The 18,175-nt window shown below is 70.4% G+C and carries 16 protein-coding genes, 1 tRNA gene and 1 pseudogene; 13 read left to right on the plus strand and 5 right to left on the minus strand.

Going from position 1 to position 18,175, the window contains the following annotated elements; genetic code table 11:
* Positions 1-854 (minus strand): annotated as a pseudogene (locus ABZX11_RS07270) (diguanylate phosphodiesterase); the annotation flags it as partial.
* A gap of 310 nt (positions 855-1,164) precedes the next feature.
* Between ABZX11_RS07270 and ABZX11_RS07275 the strand changes: the two are divergent.
* The 3 genes from ABZX11_RS07275 (at position 1,165) to lon (ending at position 5,532) form a co-directional block, all read left to right on the plus strand.
* Positions 1,165-2,103 carry a GNAT family N-acetyltransferase gene (locus ABZX11_RS07275; RefSeq protein ID WP_176173340.1) on the plus strand — a complete coding sequence of 313 codons (939 nt, stop codon included), beginning with the start codon at positions 1,165-1,167 and terminating at the stop codon, positions 2,101-2,103.
* Between the two features lie 71 nt (positions 2,104-2,174).
* Positions 2,175-3,029: an SAM-dependent methyltransferase gene (locus ABZX11_RS07280; protein WP_176173341.1), complete on the plus strand. Its 855-nt coding sequence runs from the start codon at positions 2,175-2,177 to the stop codon at positions 3,027-3,029.
* A gap of 100 nt (positions 3,030-3,129) precedes the next feature.
* Positions 3,130-5,532: an endopeptidase La gene (gene lon, locus ABZX11_RS07285; RefSeq protein WP_354910672.1), complete on the plus strand. Its 2,403-nt coding sequence runs from the start codon at positions 3,130-3,132 to the stop codon at positions 5,530-5,532.
* 59 nt (positions 5,533-5,591) lie between these two features.
* Here lon and ABZX11_RS07290 read toward each other — a convergent pair whose 3' ends face one another.
* Together ABZX11_RS07290 and ABZX11_RS07295 are read right to left on the minus strand one after the other, a co-directional pair.
* Positions 5,592-6,422, minus strand: a complete 831-nt coding sequence (locus ABZX11_RS07290; protein ID WP_354910674.1) for a class I SAM-dependent methyltransferase — start codon at positions 6,420-6,422, stop codon at positions 5,592-5,594.
* 411 nt (positions 6,423-6,833) lie between these two features.
* Positions 6,834-6,915: transfer RNA gene (locus tag ABZX11_RS07295), tRNA-Tyr, on the minus strand.
* Between the two features lie 130 nt (positions 6,916-7,045).
* Between ABZX11_RS07295 and ABZX11_RS07300 the strand changes: the two genes are divergently transcribed.
* The 3 genes from ABZX11_RS07300 (at position 7,046) to rfbA (ending at position 9,729) form a co-directional block, all read left to right on the plus strand.
* The gene (locus ABZX11_RS07300) at positions 7,046-7,537 is read left to right on the plus strand and encodes a YajQ family cyclic di-GMP-binding protein (RefSeq protein ID WP_176173343.1); all 492 of its coding nucleotides are present in this window, start codon (positions 7,046-7,048) and stop codon (positions 7,535-7,537) included.
* 122 nt (positions 7,538-7,659) lie between these two features.
* Complete coding sequence (locus ABZX11_RS07305; protein ID WP_354910677.1) at positions 7,660-8,796, plus strand: sialidase family protein; 1,137 nt, start codon at positions 7,660-7,662, stop codon at positions 8,794-8,796.
* A gap of 51 nt (positions 8,797-8,847) precedes the next feature.
* Complete coding sequence (rfbA, locus tag ABZX11_RS07310; protein ID WP_176173344.1) at positions 8,848-9,729, plus strand: glucose-1-phosphate thymidylyltransferase RfbA; 882 nt, start codon at positions 8,848-8,850, stop codon at positions 9,727-9,729.
* Here the strand turns inward: rfbA and htpX are convergent.
* Positions 9,726-10,577 carry a zinc metalloprotease HtpX gene (gene htpX / locus ABZX11_RS07315; protein ID WP_176173345.1) on the minus strand — a complete coding sequence of 284 codons (852 nt, stop codon included), beginning with the start codon at positions 10,575-10,577 and terminating at the stop codon, positions 9,726-9,728. The two genes, rfbA and htpX, sit on opposite strands and share 4 nt — an antisense overlap.
* Positions 10,578-10,711: 134 nt before the next feature.
* Here htpX and ABZX11_RS07320 point away from each other — a divergent pair, with 134 nt between their 5' ends.
* Together ABZX11_RS07320 and ABZX11_RS07325 are read left to right on the plus strand one after the other, a co-directional pair.
* On the plus strand, positions 10,712-11,680 hold the full coding sequence (locus ABZX11_RS07320) for a YncE family protein (protein ID WP_354910682.1): 969 nt from the start codon (positions 10,712-10,714) through the stop codon (positions 11,678-11,680).
* Between the two features lie 39 nt (positions 11,681-11,719).
* Positions 11,720-12,595 (plus strand): LLM class F420-dependent oxidoreductase, encoded by an 876-nt coding sequence (locus tag ABZX11_RS07325; RefSeq protein WP_354910685.1) that lies wholly within the window; start codon positions 11,720-11,722, stop codon positions 12,593-12,595.
* A 36-nt stretch (positions 12,596-12,631) separates the two neighbouring features.
* Here ABZX11_RS07325 and ABZX11_RS07330 read toward each other — a convergent pair whose 3' ends face one another.
* Positions 12,632-13,000, minus strand: coding sequence for a YrdB family protein (locus ABZX11_RS07330; RefSeq protein ID WP_354910688.1), 369 nt, complete (start codon positions 12,998-13,000; stop codon positions 12,632-12,634).
* Between the two features lie 198 nt (positions 13,001-13,198).
* Here ABZX11_RS07330 and ABZX11_RS07335 point away from each other — a divergent pair, with 198 nt between their 5' ends.
* From ABZX11_RS07335 to ABZX11_RS07355, 5 genes are read left to right on the plus strand one after another with little or no spacing between them, the layout of a single operon-like run.
* Positions 13,199-14,431: a class I SAM-dependent methyltransferase gene (locus ABZX11_RS07335; RefSeq protein WP_354910690.1), complete on the plus strand. Its 1,233-nt coding sequence runs from the start codon at positions 13,199-13,201 to the stop codon at positions 14,429-14,431.
* A 1-nt stretch (position 14,432) separates the two neighbouring features.
* Positions 14,433-15,224 carry a sugar phosphate nucleotidyltransferase gene (locus ABZX11_RS07340; RefSeq protein ID WP_176173350.1) on the plus strand — a complete coding sequence of 264 codons (792 nt, stop codon included), beginning with the start codon at positions 14,433-14,435 and terminating at the stop codon, positions 15,222-15,224.
* Positions 15,221-15,868, plus strand: a complete 648-nt coding sequence (locus ABZX11_RS07345) for a PIG-L deacetylase family protein (RefSeq protein ID WP_176173351.1) — start codon at positions 15,221-15,223, stop codon at positions 15,866-15,868. The genes ABZX11_RS07340 and ABZX11_RS07345 overlap by 4 nt, the downstream gene beginning before the upstream one ends.
* A 5-nt stretch (positions 15,869-15,873) precedes the next feature.
* Positions 15,874-16,893: an SDR family oxidoreductase gene (locus ABZX11_RS07350; protein WP_176173352.1), complete on the plus strand. Its 1,020-nt coding sequence runs from the start codon at positions 15,874-15,876 to the stop codon at positions 16,891-16,893.
* A complete protein-coding gene (locus ABZX11_RS07355) occupies positions 16,893-18,173 on the plus strand; it encodes a DUF4910 domain-containing protein (RefSeq protein WP_354910695.1) in 1,281 nt (426 codons plus the stop codon). The genes ABZX11_RS07350 and ABZX11_RS07355 overlap by 1 nt, the downstream gene beginning before the upstream one ends.
* The last annotated feature ends 2 nt before the right edge of the window (positions 18,174-18,175 follow it).

Genomic DNA, 18,175 nt, shown 5'->3' on the forward strand with positions numbered 1-18,175 from the left:
CGCGCCGCGGCCTGCTGGCCCGAGCGGGCCACCATCAGGCTGACGTCGGAGAGCGCCTCCATGTCCCGCTGCTCGCGCAGCAGGTCCGAGTACGCCCAGTAGAGCGCGGTGAGGCCGAGGAAGACGGCGAGCACCAGCGGCCACGCCTGGGGCGTGCTGGAGATGACGAGGTAGCCGGAGAGGCCGACGGAGGCGTTGACGAAGCCGACGACCAGGATCCGCCCGGTGAGCCGGACGGCGGTGCTGACCCGCATCCGGCGGCGCAGCACGCGGACCGCGGCCAGCGCGAGCAGGGTGCTCACCAGCGGCGCGGTCAGGGTGCCGGCCAGCGCCGCGACCCACGGGATCCGGTCGCCGGTCCCGGCCAGGTGCTTCACCAGCCCGGCGACCGCGAAGGCGCCGGTGATCTCGAGCAGGAACGCGCCCGCGTTGTAGAGCACGCGGCCGGCGACCTTGCGCGCGAGCAGCGTGCCGATGCCGGCGACCAGGTGCGCGGCCAGCACGACCTCGAACGGCGCGATGAAGAAGCCGATGACGAGCGGGATCTCGGTGAAGGAGATCGTCCACGAGATGCCGCTGCGGACGTCGACGTTGATGCCGAGCTGTTCGGCGAGCAGGAAGGCGACCGCGAGCACCGGCCCGATCCACAGCAGCCGGTCGTTCCACTCGAACGGCAGCCACGAGCCGACCGCGAACGCGGCGACGAGCCCGAGGCTGAGCACGGCGAAGGTGTAGACGCGGAAGCGGCGTTCGTCGGTGCGGGCTTCGGCGGAGACCGGAGGTGTCCCGGAAGCGGCTCCCGGCCCGGGCTGCGCCTGCGCGACGGCGTCACCGTGGGCGTTGGTGTCCGGCATCCGACCTTCCCTCCCGGCTTGTCCACCGGTGCTGATCCGTGACTTCGGGTGTGGACAAGGGCCATACCGTACCCCGTCAGGCGTACCCGTGTCCCTTTCGAGACAGTAGGAGATCACCCCAGGGTTAACAATGCCTCGAACGCGCTGACCTGCGTGGACCAAAGTGTGAAACGGCTGTGACAACCGGGGCTTCGCCCCGGGCCGGGGGCTTCGCCACCCGGAGCCCCCTCAAGCGGGGGTTGTCCGAACTCTGCCGGTTCTCCGCCTGCATCTCTACGCGTGCAGCGCCGGGTAGCGCTTCAATAGCTCCATGCACAGCGATGTGATTGCCACTGAGCACGCGGCCCGGCTCGCGGCGGTGGATCCCCTCCTCCCCGGCTCGACTCCCTTCGAAGCGGCGGAAAACGCGGTGGTACTGGAGGTCGCCACGGGCGACTCCGCCGCGTCCGGGCTGGCGTCCCGCGTCCAGGTCGACCGCGACGCCCCCAACGCCCCGTGGCGCGCGCTCACCGAGCACCGCCTCGACCTCCAGCTGGCCGGCCCGCAGCCGGCGGCCGTCCTCGACGCCCTCCTCACCCGATGGGATGAACATCTGCGCGCGGTCGCCGAGCGCGGCGACACCGAGACGGCGGCGATCGTCCCCCGCGCGAGCCGCGACGCCGCCGGCGCGCGGGAAATGCTGCACCACGGCTTCGCCCCGCTGCGGGTGGTCGCGGTCCGCCCGTCACAGCGGCTGGTCCCGGCCACGCCGCTGGGGACGCCGGGGGTCAAGATCCGCCGCGCCGAGCCCGGCGACCTCGAGACCGCGGTGGCGCTCGGCATGGAACTGCATTCCTACGACGCCCAGTACGGCACGGTGAACTGGCGCTCCGGCGTCGAGGACATCCTGGCGAAGGACCTCGCCGAGCAGCTGAAGCGGCCGGAGCCGCCGTTGTGGATCGCAGAGCTGTACGGCCGTCCGCTCGGCATGGTGAGCGTCCAGCACCCGGGCGAGACCGGCTGGATCAGCGGCCGCGTCGCCGCCTCCCGGGTGGGCTACCTGTCCTCGCTGGCCGTGGCCGAGGCGGCGCGGTCGTCCGGCGTCGGCACCGCGCTGGCGACGCACGCCCACCACGTCCTGGACGAGGAAGGAGCCGACGTCGTCCTGCTGCACCACGCGGCGGCGAACCCGCTGTCGACGCCGTTCTGGTACGCGCAGGGCTACCGCCCGCTGTGGACGTACTGGCAGCGTCGACCGGCTGTTCGGTGAACGACCGGAGGATTACCGGGATTGCGCTGGGCTTATAGGCTTGCCCTCGCCGCCAGCGAGGGGAGCCTGAAGTGACCGACCAGCGGGATTCCGCGCCGAGAGCGCCCGAGGGTGTCGACACCGAGAAGCCGTCCGCGGCCCGGATCTACGACTGGTACCTGGGCGGTACCCAGAACTGGGCCGTGGACCGCGAGTTCGGCAGGCGCATGGAGCAGCAGTGGCCGCTGGTGCGCCCGGGGTCGAAGCAGAACCGCGAGTTCATGAACCGCGCGGTGCGGGCGGCCCTGCGCGCCGGGATCCGGCAGTTCATCGACCTGGGCTCGGGCGTCCCGACGGCGGGCAACGTGCACGAGGTGGTCGAGGCGGAGCTCCCCGAGGACCACGACGCGAAGGTGGTCTACGTCGACTACGAGCCGGTCGCCGTCGCCCACGCAACGCTCATCCTCGAAGAGGGCATGGCCACGGACTGGGCGGGCATCGTCCAGGCCGACATGAGGAACGCGAAGTCCGTCCTCCGCGCCGAGGAGACGCGGCGGCTGATCGACTTCTCCCAGCCGGTCTGCTTGATCATGGCGGCGGTGCTGCACTTCGTCGGCCCGGACGACGACCCGGACGGCCTCCTGGCGGCCTACCGCGACGCACTGGCCCCGGGCAGCTGGCTGGCGATCTCCCAGATGAGCGAGGGCGACGGATCGGGCCCGTACCTGGAGGGGCTGCGCTGGTTCGTCGAGCAGTACCGCAAGACGAGCAACCCGGTCTGGCTGCGCGACCGCGAGGAGATCGAGCCGCTGTTCGGCGACTGGCGGATCCTGGAGCCGGGGATCGTGCACCTGCCGGACTGGCGGCCGGACCGGAAGGTCAACGCTCTCGAAGCGGAGGCCCGCCCGTTCGCCTGGTGCGCCGTCGCAGAGAAACCAGCGCCCTGACCTGCACTTTCCCCGATCGCTGTGGGCGAACGCACCATCGGAAACAAACGCACCCATCGGAGAGTTGAGCTAGGCAGACTCAACTACACGAGGAGTGCACATGTCCGACACCCGCCTCCTGCCCGTGCTCCCGCTCGATGACGACGTCGTGCTGCCGGGCATGGTCGTCCCGCTCGACCTGACCGACACCGAGACGCGGGCCGCGGTGGAGTCCGCACAGGCCAAGACGCCGAGCCAGGCGTCCTTCCCCGGCATCCGGTCCTCCGCGGCCACCAAGGCCGAGGTTCTCATCGTCCCGCGCGTCCACGGCGAGTACGCCGAGTTCGGCACCGTCGCCACGGTCGAGCGGATCGGCCGCGTCCCCGGCGGCAAGGCCGCCGTCCTGCTGCGCGGCACCGGCCGCGCCGTCGTCGGCCGGATCGCCGACGGGCCCGGCGCGGCCCGGTGGGTGCACGCCGAGGACGCCCCCGAGATCACCGGCGACCAGGCCGCCAAGCTCGCGGCCGAGTACAAGGCCGTCGTCATCTCGATCCTCCAGCAGCGCGGCGGCTGGCAGCTGATCGACGCCGTCCAGCAGGTCGAGGAGCCCTCCGCGGTCGCCGACCTCTCCGGCAACGCGCCGTACCTGAGCACCGAGCAGAAGCTCGAGCTGCTGTCCACTTTGGACGTCGCCGCCCGGCTGGAGAAGGCCCTCGAGTGGAGCAAGGAGTACCTGGCCGAGCTCGAGGTGACCGACACCATCCGCAAGGACGTCGCCGAGGGCATGGAGAAGCAGCAGAAGGAGTTCCTGCTGCGCCGCCAGCTCGAAGCCATCCGCAAGGAGCTCGGCGAGCTCGACGGCACCGCCGACGAGACGGACTACCGCGCCCGCGTCGAGGGAGCCGAGCTGCCCGACGCCGTCAAGAAGGCCGCGCTGGCCGAAGTGGACAAGCTGGATCGCACGTCCGACCAGTCCCCCGAGGGCGGCTGGATCCGCACCTGGCTGGACACCGTCCTGGAGCTGCCCTGGAACGAGCGCACCGAGGACGTCTACGACATCGCGGCCGCCCGCGCGATCCTCGACGCCGACCACGCCGGGCTCGACGACGTCAAGGAACGCATCATCGAGTACCTGGCCGTGCGCAAGCGCCGTGCCGAGTCGGGCCTGGGCCCGGTCGGCGGCCGTCGCTCCGGTGCCGTGCTGGCTCTCGCGGGCCCTCCCGGGGTCGGCAAGACGTCGCTGGGTGAATCCGTCGCGAAGGCCATGGGCCGCAAGTTCGTCCGGGTCGCCCTCGGCGGCATCCGCGACGAGGCGGAGATCCGCGGTCACCGCCGCACGTACGTCGGCGCGCTGCCCGGCCGGATCGTCCGCGCCATCAAGGAAGCCGGCTCGATGAACCCGGTCGTGCTGCTCGACGAGATCGACAAGGTCGGCGCCGACTACCGCGGCGACCCGACCGCGGCGCTGCTCGAAGTGCTGGACCCGGAGCAGAACCACACGTTCCGCGACCACTACCTCGAGGTCGAGCTGGACCTGTCCGACGTCGTGTTCCTGGCCACGGCCAACGCGCTGGAGACCATCCCCGGCCCGCTGCTGGACCGCATGGAGCTCGTCACCCTGGACGGCTACACCGAGCACGAGAAGGTCACCATCGCCCGCGACCACCTGCTCCCCCGCGAGCTGGAGCGAGCCGGCCTCGGCACGTCCGACGTCGTCCTGACCGACGCCGCGTTCAGCCGGATCGCCGCCGAATACACCCGCGAGGCGGGCGTGCGCGACGCGAACCGGACGATCGCCAAGGTGCTGCGCAAGGTCGCGACCAAGGTGGCGCTGGACGAGGTGGCGCTGCCGGTTTCGATCGACGCGTCCGACCTGGAGACCTACCTGGGCCGGCCGCGGCACATCCCGGAGTCGTCGCTGCCGGCGTCGACGCAGCGCACGGCGACCCCGGGCGTGGCGACCGGCCTGGCGGTGACCGGCGCGGGCGGTGACGTCCTCTACATCGAGGCGTCGCTGGCCGACGAGGAGTCCGGCGCGTCCGGGCTGCAGCTGACCGGCCAGCTCGGCGACGTGATGAAGGAGTCGGTGCAGATCGCGCTGTCCTACCTGCGGTCGCACGGCGCGGAGCTGGAGCTGCCGGTGGGCGACCTGCGCAAGCGCGGCATCCACGTCCACGTGCCGGCGGGCGCGGTCCCGAAGGACGGGCCGTCGGCGGGCGTCACGATGACGACGGCGCTGGCGTCGCTGCTCTCCGGCCGCGTGGTCCGCGCGGACGTGGCGATGACCGGCGAGGTGTCGCTGACCGGCCGCGTCCTGCCGATCGGCGGCGTGAAGCAGAAGCTGCTGGCCGCCCACCGGGCGGGGATGAAGACGGTGATCATCCCGCAGCGCAACGAGCCCGACCTGGACGACGTCCCGGCCGAGGTGCTGAGCCAGCTCGACGTGCACGCGGTGGCGAACGTGCGCGAGGTCCTCGACCTCGCCCTGACCCCGGCTTCGACGCCGGTTTCCCAGGCGGCGTAACCCCGAGCGCCGCCGCCGACGGCCGGTTTCCCTCTCCCCAAGGGAAACCGGCCGTTCCGCTACCCGGCGAGCTTCCGGGCGGCGACCAGGTAACCGGTGCCCAGCCAGCGGTTCGCCCCGCGCGCGATCGTCGTTTCCGGACGCTCCCGCCACGAGCGGTCCCGCCGCCGCACGAGCCGGTCGAACGGCGGCACGGACGCGGTGACGTCATAGGCGATGACCTCCCCCGGCTGCAGGCCGGCCCGCCACAGCAGTTCCCGCAGCCGCCGCGGGGTGAGCGCGACGATCCCGGTGCGGCGGGCACCGTGCCGTCTCGACGGCGGGACGCCGACGACGCGTTCCAGGGCGCCGAGGGTGCGGCGAGCGGGCCAGAAGACGCCCCATTCGAAGAGCCGGTACGGGCTCCTCGGGTTGAGCATCGTCGTGACGACGAGCCCGCCGGGCCGGGTGACCCGCGCGACTTCGTGCAGCGCCTGCGCGGCATCGGTGTACTCGAGCACGCCCATCGCGAGCACGACGTCGAACTGCCGGTCCTCGAACGGCATGTCCTGGATGTCCCCGACCGCCAGCCGCACCTGGTCACCCGCGCGGGCCGCAACGGCGTCGACCATGGCGGGAGACTGGTCGCAGGCGGTGATCCGGAAGTCGCCGGGCCGCGTGTCGAGCAGGTGCCGCACCATCATCCCCGGCCCGCACCCGACATCGAGCAGGTCACCACCCCCGCAGCCGGCGAGGACCTGGTCGATGGCGTAGCGCCGCGAATGGTGGTACCGCGCGGTGGGCCCCCACCCGGCGTGGTCGTTCGCGTACCCGGCCACGAGCGCGGGTTCGGCGTACTGCACCCGGACCAGCTCCTCACGGACGGGTCGCAACGTTGCGGAAATGGCCATGTGCTCCTCCAGCGACTCGGTGGAACCCCCGGCGCCCCTGCACCCGAAGCTGGCGTCGAGTCGCTCAAGAAATGCGTTACCGGTATTTCGGAAAACCGGTCCAAAGGCGGAACTGGCCTTCGCCCGAATCGGCGATCAGAGTCCCCCGACCTGCGGATTCACCGGGATAACAAACCCGAAATCGCCCATCTCGCACATAGCCGACCACCAGGCACGATACCATCACTCAGCATAAGATAATCAATTCTCAATCACCGCGAAAACCGGCGGCTGATAGCCCAGGTGACCACACTCGGGGGTCCAGGGGGCGGAGCCCCCTGGCGGGGGTTTGGGGGTTCGACCCCCAAAAGACACAACGAAAGAGAGCCTTGTCTGCGCTTTCCGCAGACAAGGCTCTCTCACGAACGAACGTGGCGGGTGAGGGATTCGAACCCCCGTAGGCAATGCCAACTGGTTTACAGCCAGTCCCCTTTGGCCACTCGGGTAACCCGCCAAGGCCGGTCGCACCGGCCGGGGGAAAGCTTACCCAACCCCTCCGAGCAGGGGTCAACCGGGATACCCGTCGGGTGAGGAGGGGCTAGGCTGGGTGGCCCCTGACAAGCGAGTACGAGGTGTGAGGACACGTGGCGGATCCCTCTTTCGACGTCGTGAGCAAGGTCGACCGCCAGGAGGTGGACAACGCGCTCAACCAGGCGAGCAAGGAGCTGGGCACCCGGTTCGACTTCCGCGGCACCGGCACGACGATCAACTGGGCCGGCGAGGAGGCGCTCACGATCGAGTCCGAGACCGAGGAGCGCGCGCTGGCCGCGGTCGAGGTGTTCAAGGAGAAGCTGATCAAGCGCAGCATCTCCCTGAAGGCCTTCGAGGCGGGCGAGCCGGCGCTGTCGGGCAAGATCTACAAGATCTCCGGCAAGATCCTGCAGGGCATCGCCTCGGACAAGGCGAAGCAGATCGCCAAGTTCATCCGCGACGAAGGCCCCAAGGGCGTCCAGGCCCAGATCCAGGGCGACCAGCTGCGGGTGTCGGGCAAGAAGAAGGACCAGCTGCAGGAGGTCATCGCCCTGCTGAAGGGCAAGGACTTCGAGATCGCGCTGCAGTTCACCAACTACCGGTGACTTACCCGCGTTGACCTGCGGGTACCTGGTTCCAGGTGCCCGTGGGTCCACCGGCGTTACCCGAACGCGTGAACGCGCCCGGTGACCGTCGCCCCCTCGTGTTGTAATCGCGCGGTCACCGCGTGGAGGGGGTCGAGTTGCGCCGTTCGCTGGTCTTCCTGGTGACGCTCGCCGCCATCGCCTCGCTGCTCACCCCCGCCCACGCAGGCGAGCGCACGCAGCTCATCCCCGGCTTCGGCGCCTACCCGCGGCTGATCCGGCTGGCGGACGGCCGCATCATCGCCACGCTGACCAGCGAGGACGCCGGCGGCAAGTTCACCCCCGTGCTGGAGAGCACCGACGAGGGCGAGTCGTTCCACCGGATCGGCACCATCCGGGACCCCGACGGCCGGGCCGGCATGTGCTGCGGCACCGTCTACGAGCTGCCGGAACGCGTCGGCAGGCTCCGCGCGGGCACGCTGCTGTGGGCCGCGTCCTACCGGCAGGACGCCGGGCCGGAGCGCCGGATCGGGATCCGCGTCTGGGCCAGCAGGGACGGCGGCCGCTCGTGGAGCTTCCTGTCCGAGGCCGCCCGGTCGCACAACATCGACGGCATCTGGGAGCCCGAGTTCACCGTCGACGCCGGCGGCACGCTCTGGCTCCACTTCGCCGACGAGACGCAGGCACCGAAGTACGCGCAGGTGCTCAACCGGGTCGCCTCGACCGACGGGGTGAACTGGGGCACCAAGCAGCTCACCATGGCCATCCCGCCCGACCGCGTCCGGCCGGGCATGCCGGTCATCCGGCGGCTGCCCGACGGCCGCTACTACTTCGCCTACGAGATCTGCAACTTCCGCGACCGCTACTGCGACCCGTACTTCAAGATCTCCGCCGACGGCGCCAACTGGGGCGATCCGGCCGATCCGGGCACCCGTGTGGACACCGCCACCGGCAATTACTTCCAGCATGCGCAAACCATCACCCTCTTCCCGGGCGGCCCGAACGGGGTGCGGATCCTGATGGTCGGCCAGATCTACACCGACGCGAAGGGCGTCCCGCAGCCGCAGAACGGCCAGGTCCTGCTCGCGAACGACGACTTCGGCAGCGGCCACTGGTACGAACTGCCTGCTCCCGTGCACATCACCGGCATCCGGAACAACTTCTGCCCCAACTACTCCTCGACGCTGCTGCCGGTCGACGACGGCCGGAACGTGCTCGAGATCGCCACCGAGGACAACGACGGCTGCAAGGCCTACTTCGGTAAAGGATCCGCGCTCTAGCGACGGCCCGTAGGGTGGTCGGGTCGCGGCCGCGGAAGAGGGAGGCAGTCCATGAAGGGGATCGTGCTGGCCGGAGGCAGCGGGACACGCCTGCACCCGATCACCCAGGCGGTGTCCAAGCAGCTGCTGCCGGTCTACGACAAGCCGATGGTCTACTACCCGGTCTCGGTGCTGATGCTGGCCGGGATCCGGGAGATCCTCGTCATCTCCACCCCCACCGACCTGCCGATGTTCCGCAGGCTGCTGGGCAACGGCGACCAGTTCGGCGTCTCGTTCTCCTACGCCGAGCAGCCGAGCCCGAACGGGCTGGCCGAGGCCTTCGTGATCGGCGCGGACTTCATCGGCGACGACGACGTGGCGCTCGTCCTCGGCGACAACATCTTCTACGGCCAGGGCTTCTCCAGCCGCCTGCAGCAGGCCGTGCGCGAGCTCGACGGCTGTGTCCTGTTCGGCTACCCGGTGAAGGACCCGGAGCGCTACGGCGTCGGCGAGGTCGACGACACAGGCAAGCTCATCACCATCGAGGAGAAGCCGCTGAAGCCGCGCTCCAACAAGGCGATCACCGGCCTGTACTTCTACGACAACGGGGTGGTCGACATCGCCGCGTCGCTGAAGCCGTCGGCGCGCGGTGAGCTCGAGATCACCGACGTCAACCTGACGTACCTGCGCCAGGACCGGGCGACGCTGGTCGAGCTCAGCCGCGGGTTCGCCTGGCTCGACACCGGCACGCACGACTCGCTGCTCGAAGCCGGCCAGTTCGTGCAGGTGCTGGAGCACCGGACGGGCGTCCGCATCGCCTGCCTCGAGGAGATCGCCCTGCGGATGGGCTTCATCGACGCCGACGAGTGCTACGCGCTGGGCGAGAAGCTGGCGAAGTCCGGCTACGGCGACTACGTCAAGGCGGTCGCCGTCGCCGCGGGGGCGTCGGCCTAGAACGGGCGGCGCGCCATCTCCTCGAGCCGCCGGATGCGGTCGGCGATCGGCGGGTGCGTCGAGAACAGCTTGCTCAGCCCCTCGCCGGGCCGGAACGGGTTCGCGATCATCAGGTGCGACTGCGAAACCAGCTGCGGCTCGGCGACCAGCGGCCGCGCCCGCGTGCCGGCGTCCAGCTTCCGCAGCGCCGAGGCCAGGCCCAGCGGGTCGCCGGTCAGCTCGGCACCGGACGCGTCGGCCTGGTACTCCCGCGACCGGCTCACGCCCATCCGGATGACGGCCGCCGCGATCGGGCCGACGAAGATCAGCAGCAGGCTGACCAGCGGGCTGCCGTCGCGGTTGTTGCCGCCGAAGAACAGCGCGATGTTCGCCAGCACGCTGATCACGCTGGCCAGCGCCCCGGCCACGCACGAGATGAGGATGTCGCGGTTGTAGACGTGCGACAGCTCGTGGCCGAGCACGGCCCGCAGCTCCCGCTCGTCGAGCAGGTCGAGGATGCCGGTGGTGCAGCACACCGCCGCGTGCCGCGGGCTGCGGCCGGTCGCGAACGCGTTCGGCGCGACCGTCGGGCTGATGTAGAGCTGCGGCATCGGCTGCCGGGCGACCTGGGCGAGCTCGCGCACGATCCGGTACATCGCGGGCTGCTCGACCTCGGACACCGGCCGCGCGCGCATCGCGCGCAGCGCCAGTTTGTCCGAATTGAAGTAGGCGTACGCGTTCATCCCGAGGGCCACGACCAGCCCGATGACCAGTGCACCCCGGCCGAAGAGCCCGCTGATCGCGATGATGATCGCCGACAGCAGGCCGAGCAGCATCGCCGTCTTGAGTCCGTTCTGGTGCCCGTGCACGCGCGCTCGCCTCCGTCCGCTCTGGAAGTGGGATACCCAGTGGAAACAACGCGATCGGGGGACGCGAAGTTCCTTCACGTGAAGATGGCGCGGGTTACGCTCGGTCGGCGGGATGATCAGGAGCGGAGGCGCCGATGCGTGGTCGCCAGCTGAGCCGTCGGACGCTGTTCGCCCTGGTCACGGCGGGCGCCGGCGCCCTCGTCCAGCCGGCGGCGGCCCGCGCGGAGGACGTCCGGACGGTCGAGCTCGGCGGGGCGCCGGCCGGGATCGCGGTGAACCCCGTCACCGGGCTCGGCTACGTCACCGACGCCCAGGCCGGGACGCTTTCGGTGGTCGACCCGCGCAGCCTGTCGGTCGTCGACGTGGTCCGCGTCGGCGGCGAGCCCGGCGACGTCGCGAGCGACCCGAAGACCGGCCGGATCTACGTCGCGAACCCGCCAGGGGGCACCGTCGTGGTGCTCGACGGCCGCACCCTCGACCTGGTGAGCGTGATCGGCGCCGGGGCCGGGGCCTCGGCCCTGGCGGTCGACGAGACCGCCAACCGCGTCTACGCGGCCAGTGGCACCACCGGCACGCTCGCCGTGCTCGACGGCGTCAGCTGCACGCTGGCGGCGCTCGTGCCGGGCCCGCAGCCCGGGTTCGCCGGGATCGGCGTCGACCCCGGCCGCAAGCTGGCCTACTGCGCGAGCGCGGCCACCGATTCGGTCGAGGTGTTCTCGATCGACAGCGGCAAGTTCGTCGCCTCGGTGAAGGTCGGGCGCAACCCGACCGGCGTCGCGGTGCACCACGCGAGCGGCACGGTCTACGTGGCGAACTCCGGCATCCACCACATGTCCATTGTGGATGCAGCGACCCGCACCGAACGCAAGACCGTGTTGCTGCGCAGTGAATCCTCCGCGCTCGCCGTGCACCAGGGCACGAACACGGTGTACACCAACGGCGGCCAGAACGGCCTCGCCCGCGTCGACGGCACGGCGGGCACGCTGAGCGGCGAGCTGTCGCTGGGCGTGAACCCCGGCGACGTCGCCGTCGACCAGCGGACGCGCACGGTCTGGGTCACCGACCCCCTCCACGGCCGCGTCTCCCTGGTCCGCGATTTCTGACGGGCAGCCGGTCCAACTCCAGGTATACGGTCGGCGGACATGAAACTCGGACTGCAGATCCCCGACTTCACCTGGCCGAACGGCGCGGCCGCGCTGGGCGCCGACCTGGCCGCCGTCGTCCGCGCGGGTGACCAGGCCGGCTTCGACTCGATCGCCGTGATGGACCACTTCTTCCAGATCGGCAGCGTCGGCCCGGCCGAAAACGACATGCTCGAGGCGTACACGACCCTCGGCTTCATCGCGGCGCACACCGAGCGCGCCAAGCTGCTCACCGTCGTCACCGGCGTGCTCTACCGGCACCCCGGCCTGCTGGCCAAGGCCATCACGACGCTCGACGTGCTCTCCGGCGGCCGCGCGGTCCTGGGTATCGGCGCGGGCTGGAACGAGGAGGAGTCCCGCGGGCTCGGCTTCCCGTTCCCGTCCGTGGCCGAGCGGTTCGAGCTGCTGGAGGAGAACCTCCAGTACGTGCTGCAGATGTGGGCCGAGGGCGACGCGCCGTTCAAGAGCAAGCACTTCGACGCCGAACGGCTGCTGAACGTGCCCCAGGCGCTGCAGAAGCCGCGGCCACTGATCATGATCGGGGGCGGCGGCGAGAAGAAGACCCTGCGGCTGGTCGCGAAGTACGCCGACGCCTGCAACCTGTTCAACGGGCCGGAGCTGGAGCGCAAGCTCGACGTGCTGCGGCAGCACTGCGAGAACGAGGGCCGCGACTACGACTCGATCGTCAAGACCGTCTACCACATCCTCGACGTCGGCGAGAACGGTGAGAAGTCCAGCGAGCTGCTGGCCGAGCTGGAGCGGCTGAACGGCCTCGGCATCCAGGTGGCGCTGGGCATGGTCCCGCACGTCCACCGGACGGCGGTGCTGGAGAAGTTCGCCACCGACGTCATCCCGGCCGCCGAGAAGCTCGCCTGAGCCTGCCGCCCTCTCCGCCCGGGTGGCGGGGAGGGCTCAGCCGTCCTTGGCGACCACCCTGGTCAGCGCCGCGACGCCGATCCCGGCGACGGCCACCACGAGGCCCACGACCAGCCAGCCCACCAGCGCGAGCACCACGCCGGTGACCGCGAAGAGGGCGAATTCGAGCAGGAAGCGGGCCGGTTCCGGGAGCCGGCGGCGCGCCCGCGGCGCGATGAACAGGCCCCAGAGCGCGCCGGCCGCCACCGGCAGCAGGACCGCGTCGACGACGGCCAGCGCCACCCCGCTGCCGAGCTGGGTGCCCGCCAGTGCGAGACCGCCCAGCAGCGCCAGCTCGGTCAGGAAGCGGATCGTCAGCACCACGCCCGCGAACCCGCGCAGGCGGGGAGTCGGCTCCGAAGTCATCGGACCAGCCTAGGAGCACGTCCACTGTGGACGTTACGGGTCCGGTTGGGCACTGTTGGTGATTCCCGCCACAGTTGGGCCATTCAGGTTGCGGTTCCGAATCGGTCCACCAGCCGCTCCCGCGTCGCTGTAACGACCTCCCGGCGCCGGTCGACGTGTTGGGTGCACATCGCGACCGCGAGCCAAGGAGCCTGGTAGATGACCACATGTCGACTCTGCGGTTCGACAAACACAGCCAGTGTCGTGGACCTCGGCGCGACTCCCCCGTGTGAGCGATTTTTGGCGGCGGAGCAGCTCGACGAACCGGAAGCCACCTTCCCGCTCCACCTGAAGGTGTGCACCGACTGCTGGCTCGCCCAGATCCCGCCGTTGATCGATCCCGGCGAAACCTTCACCGAGTACGCGTACTTCTCGTCCTTCTCGACGTCGTGGGTCGAGCACGCGAAGCGGTTCGTCGACGGTGCGGTGGAGCGGCTCGGGCTCGGCGAGAAGTCGTTCGTCGTCGAGGTGGCGAGCAACGACGGGTACCTGCTGAAGCACGTCGTCGGGCACGGGATCCGGTGTCTGGGCGTGGAACCTTCGGTGAACGTCGGGCAGGCGGCGCGTGACGCCGGCGTGCCCACCCTGACGGCCTTCCTCTCCGAGGAAACCGGCCGGCAGGTGCGCGAGGAGCACGGCCCGGCCGACCTGGTCGCCGCCAACAACGTCTACGCGCACATCCCCGACGTCCTCGGCTTCACCAAGGGCCTGCGCGCCCTGGTCGCGGACGACGGCTGGGTCTCCATCGAGGTCCAGCACCTGCTCACGCTGATCGAAAAGAACCAGTACGACACGATCTACCACGAGCACTTCCAGTACTACACGGTCGAATCCGCCCGCCGCGCCCTCGCGACCGGCGGCCTGACCGTGGTCGACGTCGAACTCGTGCCGACGCACGGCGGCTCGATCCGGCTGTGGGCGCGGCCCGACGCCGTCGCGGGCGAGCCCAGCGAGCGGATGACCGACGTGCTGGAGCGCGAAAAGGCCGCCGGGCTGCACGAGCTGTCCGGGTACACCGAGTTCGCCGAGCGCGTCACCCGCGTGCGGCTGGACCTGCTGAAGTTCCTCATCGAGGCGCGCGGCGAAGGGAAGACCGTCGTCGGCTACGGCGCCCCGGGCAAGGGCAACACCCTGCTGAACCACTGCGGCATCCGGACGGACCTGCTGCAGTACACGGTCGACCGCAACCCGTACAAGCACGGCCGGTTCACCCCGGGCACCCGCATCCCGGTGCTGCCCCCGGAACGGATCGAAGCCGACCGGCCCGACTACGTGCTCGTCCTCCCGTGGAACCTCCGGGAGGAACTGACCGAACAGCTCTCCCACATCGGGTCCTGGGGCGGAAAGCTCGTGTTCCCGATCCCCCACTTGGAAATCGTCGAGGTGCAGTGACGTGAAGGTCGTTCTCTTCTGCGGTGGCTACGGGATGCGGATGCGCAACGGCGCGGCCGACGACGTCCCGAAGCCGATGGCGATGGTCGGTCCGAGACCGCTCATCTGGCACGTGATGCGCTACTACGCCCATTTCGGCCACACCGAATTCATCCTGTGCCTCGGCTACGGCGCGGCGCACATCAAGAACTTCTTCCTGTCGTACGAAGAAACGATTTCGAACGACTTCGTGCTCCGGGGCGGCAAGGCCGAGCTGCTCTCGACCGACATCGCGGACTGGACGATCACCTTCGTGCAGACCGGGATCGAGTCGCCGATCGGCGAGCGCCTCCGCCGCGTCCGCGAGCACCTCGACGGCGACGACATGTTCCTCGCGAACTACGCCGACGTCCTGTCCGACGTCCCGCTGCCCGAGATGATCGAACGGTTCGAGAAGTCGGACGCGGGCGCGTCGATGATGGTCGTGCCGCCGCAGTCGTCGTTCCACTGCGTCGAAATGGACGAAGGCGGCATGGTCGGCTCGATCACCGCGGTGAGCGAAATGCCGCTGTGGGAAAACGGCGGCTACTTCGTGCTGCGGCAGGAAGTGTTCGACCACATCCCGGAGAACGGCGACCTGGTCGCCGACGGCTGCGCCGAGCTGGCCAAGCAGGGCCGGCTGCTCGCCTACCCGTACCGCGGGTTCTGGAAGCCGACCGACACGGTCAAGGAGCGGGCGGCGCTGGACTACGCCTACAGCCACGGCGACCGGCCGTGGGCGCTGTGGGAGCGCGCGGCCGTGAGCACCGCGTGATCGGGCTCCGGCCGGGACGGCTCGGCAGCGTCGTCGCCCTCGGCGCCCACTGCGACGACATCGCGATCGGCGCCGGTGGCACGCTGCTGACCCTCTGCGCATCCCGGCCCGGCCTGCGGGTCGACGCCCTCGTCCTCTCCGGCGGCGGCACGCCCCGCGAGGACGAGGAGCGGGCGGCGCTGGCGGCGTTCTGCCCGGGCGCGGTCGTCGACGTCACGGTGCTCAAGCTGCCGGACGGGCGCTTCCCGGCCCACTGGGAAGAGGCCAAGAACGCGCTGGAGGAGCTCCGGCGGCGGACCGACCCGGACCTCATCCTGGCCCCGCGCACCGACGACGCGCACCAGGACCACCGCGGGCTGGCCAAGCTGGTGCCCACGGCGTTCCGCGACCACCTGGCGCTCGGCTACGAGATCGTCAAGTGGGACGGCGACCTCGGCAGCCCGTCGGTGTACCAGCCGCTGTCCGACGAGCTCGCCGAGGAGAAGGTCCGGCTGCTGCAGGAGCACTACGCGTCGCAGCGGCACCGGCCGTGGTACGACCGCGAGGCGTTCCTCGGGCTGGCCCGGATCCGCGGCATCGAGGCGGCCGCGAAGTACGCCGAAGCGTTTTTCGTCAAGAAACTCACTCTCGATCTGAAGGGCTGAATCCGATGCGGGTGTTGCTGACGGGGCACAAGGGCTACCTGGGGACGGTGATGGCCCCGGTGCTCGCCGCCGCCGGCCACGAAGTCTTCGGCCTGGACTCCGGGCTGTTCGAGGACTGCCTGCTCGGGCCCGCCCCCGCCGACCCGGCCGGGCACGTCGTCGACCTGCGGGACGTCTCCTTGGAGCACGTCACCGGCTTCGACGCGGTGATCCACCTCGCCGCGCTGTCGAACGACCCGCTCGGCTCGCTCGCGCCGGAGCTGACCTACGACATCAACCACCACGCGTCGGTGAAGCTCGCGAAGCTGGCGAAGGAAGCCGGCGTGCAGCGGTACCTCTACGCGTCGACCTGCTCGGTGTACGGCGCGGGCGGCGACAACCTCGTCGACGAGGACGCGCCGCTGCGCCCGGTGACGCCGTACGCGGAGTCGAAGGTGCGCGTCGAGGCCGACGTCCACGAGCTCGCCGACGACGACTTCACGCCGGTGTACATGCGCAACGCGACGGCGTTCGGCTACTCGCCGCGGCTGCGCGGCGACATCGTGCTGAACAACCTGACCGCGCACGCCCACCTGTCCGGCGAGGTGCTGGTGCTCTCCGACGGCACGCCGTGGCGGCCGCTGGTGCACGCCCAGGACATCGCGCGCGCGTTCACCGCGGCCCTGACCGCGCCCAAGGAGGCCGTGCACAACAAGGCGTTCAACATCGGCACCGAGGAGAACAACGTCACGGTCGCCGAGATCGCCCAGGAGGTCGTCGAGGCGGTGCCGGGTTCGACGCTGAACATCACCGGCGAGGCCGGCTCGGACCCGCGCTCCTACCGGGTCGACTTCTCGCGCTTCCGCGCGGCGATCCCCGGCTTCACCTGTGACTGGTCGGTCAAGGACGGCGCCGTCGAGCTCATCGAGGCCTACCGCAAGTTCGGGCTCACCCGCGAGTCGTTCGAGCAGCTGTTCACCCGGCTGGCCTGGCTGAAGAGCGAGGGCGAAGCCGGCCGCGTCGACACCACCCTGCGGCGGAAGTAGTGGCGGCCCCGCAGCTGCGGACCGGGGCGGAACTGCACGCCCTGGTCGAGCGGCTGTACCCGATCTGCCGCAGCATCACCGGCGACGGCGTGCGGCAGACCCTGGACATCATCGGCGAGCACATCGCCCTGGAGCGGCACGAGGTCCCAACCGGCACCGCGGTGCTGGACTGGACGATCCCGCAGGAGTGGAACATCCGGGACGCCTACGTCGCTGCTCCTTCCGGGGAACGCGTGATCGACTTCCAGGAGCTGAACCTGCACGTCGTCGGGTACAGCGTCCCGGTGCGGCGGCGGATGCCGCTGAGCGAGCTGCGGGAGCACCTGCACACGCTGCCGGACCAGCCGTCGTGGGTGCCCTACCGGACCAGCTACTACGCCCCGGCCTGGGGGTTCTGCCTCGCGCAGGAGAAGCTCGACGCGCTGCCCGACGGCGAGTACGACGTCGTCATCGACTCGACACTGGCCGACGGCTCGCTGACCTACGCCGAGCACGTCGTCCCGGGCCGCGTCACCGACGAGGTCATCGTGTCCTGCCACGTGTGCCACCCGTCGCTGGCGAACGACAACCTCGCGGGCATCGCGGTGGCCATTTCGCTGGCCCAGCAGCTGGCTTCGGCTCAGCCGCACTACACGTACCGGTTCCTGTTCATGCCGGGCACGATCGGCTCGATCACCTGGCTGGCCCGCAACTCTTCCCGCATCGAGAAGGTCAAGCACGGCCTGGTGCTGGCGTGCGCGGGCGACCCGGGAGCGTTGACGTACAAGAAGTCCCGCCGCGACGACGCCGAGATCGACCGCGTCATGCAGCACGTCCTGCGGTCGCGGGAGCACCGCGTCGTCGACTTCTCGCCGTACGGCTACGACGAGCGCCAGTTCTGCTCGCCGGGCTTCAACCTCGGCGTCGGCTCGCTGACGCGCACGCCGTACGCGGGCTACCCGGAGTACCACACCTCGGCCGACAACCCGGGCTTCGTCTCCCCCGCCGCCATGGAGGACACGCTCGGGGCGTTGAAGGACGCGTTCGGCGTCCTGGACCGCAACCGCCGGTACGTCAACCTCAGCCCGTACGGCGAGCCGCAGCTCGGCAAACGCGGGCTGTACGACTCCCTCGGCGGCCGCAGCGACGCCAAGCAGGCCCAGATGGCGATGCTGTGGGTGCTCAACCTCTCCGACGGCGAGCACAGCCTGCTCGACATCGCCGAACGGGCGGGGCTGCCCTTCGACATCGTCGACGTCGCCGCCCGCGCCCTCCACGACGCCGGCTTGGTCAAGGAGTGAGC

The sequence above is a fragment of the Amycolatopsis sp. NPDC004169 genome (assembly GCF_040610315.1).
Taxonomy (GTDB): Bacteria; Actinomycetota; Actinomycetes; order Mycobacteriales; family Pseudonocardiaceae; genus Amycolatopsis.

What these genes read in the sequence shown, in the direction of transcription:
- ABZX11_RS07330 (WP_354910688.1), bottom strand. Translation starts at nt 13,000, where the DNA reads ATGACTTCGGAGCCGACTCCCCGCCTGCGCGGGTTCGCGGGCGTGGTG.
- rfbA (WP_176173344.1), top strand. Translation starts at nt 8,848, where the DNA reads ATGAAGGGGATCGTGCTGGCCGGAGGCAGCGGGACACGCCTGCACCCG.
- ABZX11_RS07335 (WP_354910690.1), top strand. Translation starts at nt 13,199, where the DNA reads ATGACCACATGTCGACTCTGCGGTTCGACAAACACAGCCAGTGTCGTG.
- ABZX11_RS07350 (WP_176173352.1), top strand. Translation starts at nt 15,874, where the DNA reads ATGCGGGTGTTGCTGACGGGGCACAAGGGCTACCTGGGGACGGTGATG.
- ABZX11_RS07275 (WP_176173340.1), top strand. Translation starts at nt 1,165, where the DNA reads ATGCACAGCGATGTGATTGCCACTGAGCACGCGGCCCGGCTCGCGGCG.
- ABZX11_RS07290 (WP_354910674.1), bottom strand. Translation starts at nt 6,422, where the DNA reads ATGGCCATTTCCGCAACGTTGCGACCCGTCCGTGAGGAGCTGGTCCGG.
- ABZX11_RS07325 (WP_354910685.1), top strand. Translation starts at nt 11,720, where the DNA reads ATGAAACTCGGACTGCAGATCCCCGACTTCACCTGGCCGAACGGCGCG.
- ABZX11_RS07320 (WP_354910682.1), top strand. Translation starts at nt 10,712, where the DNA reads ATGCGTGGTCGCCAGCTGAGCCGTCGGACGCTGTTCGCCCTGGTCACG.
- lon (WP_354910672.1), top strand. Translation starts at nt 3,130, where the DNA reads ATGTCCGACACCCGCCTCCTGCCCGTGCTCCCGCTCGATGACGACGTC.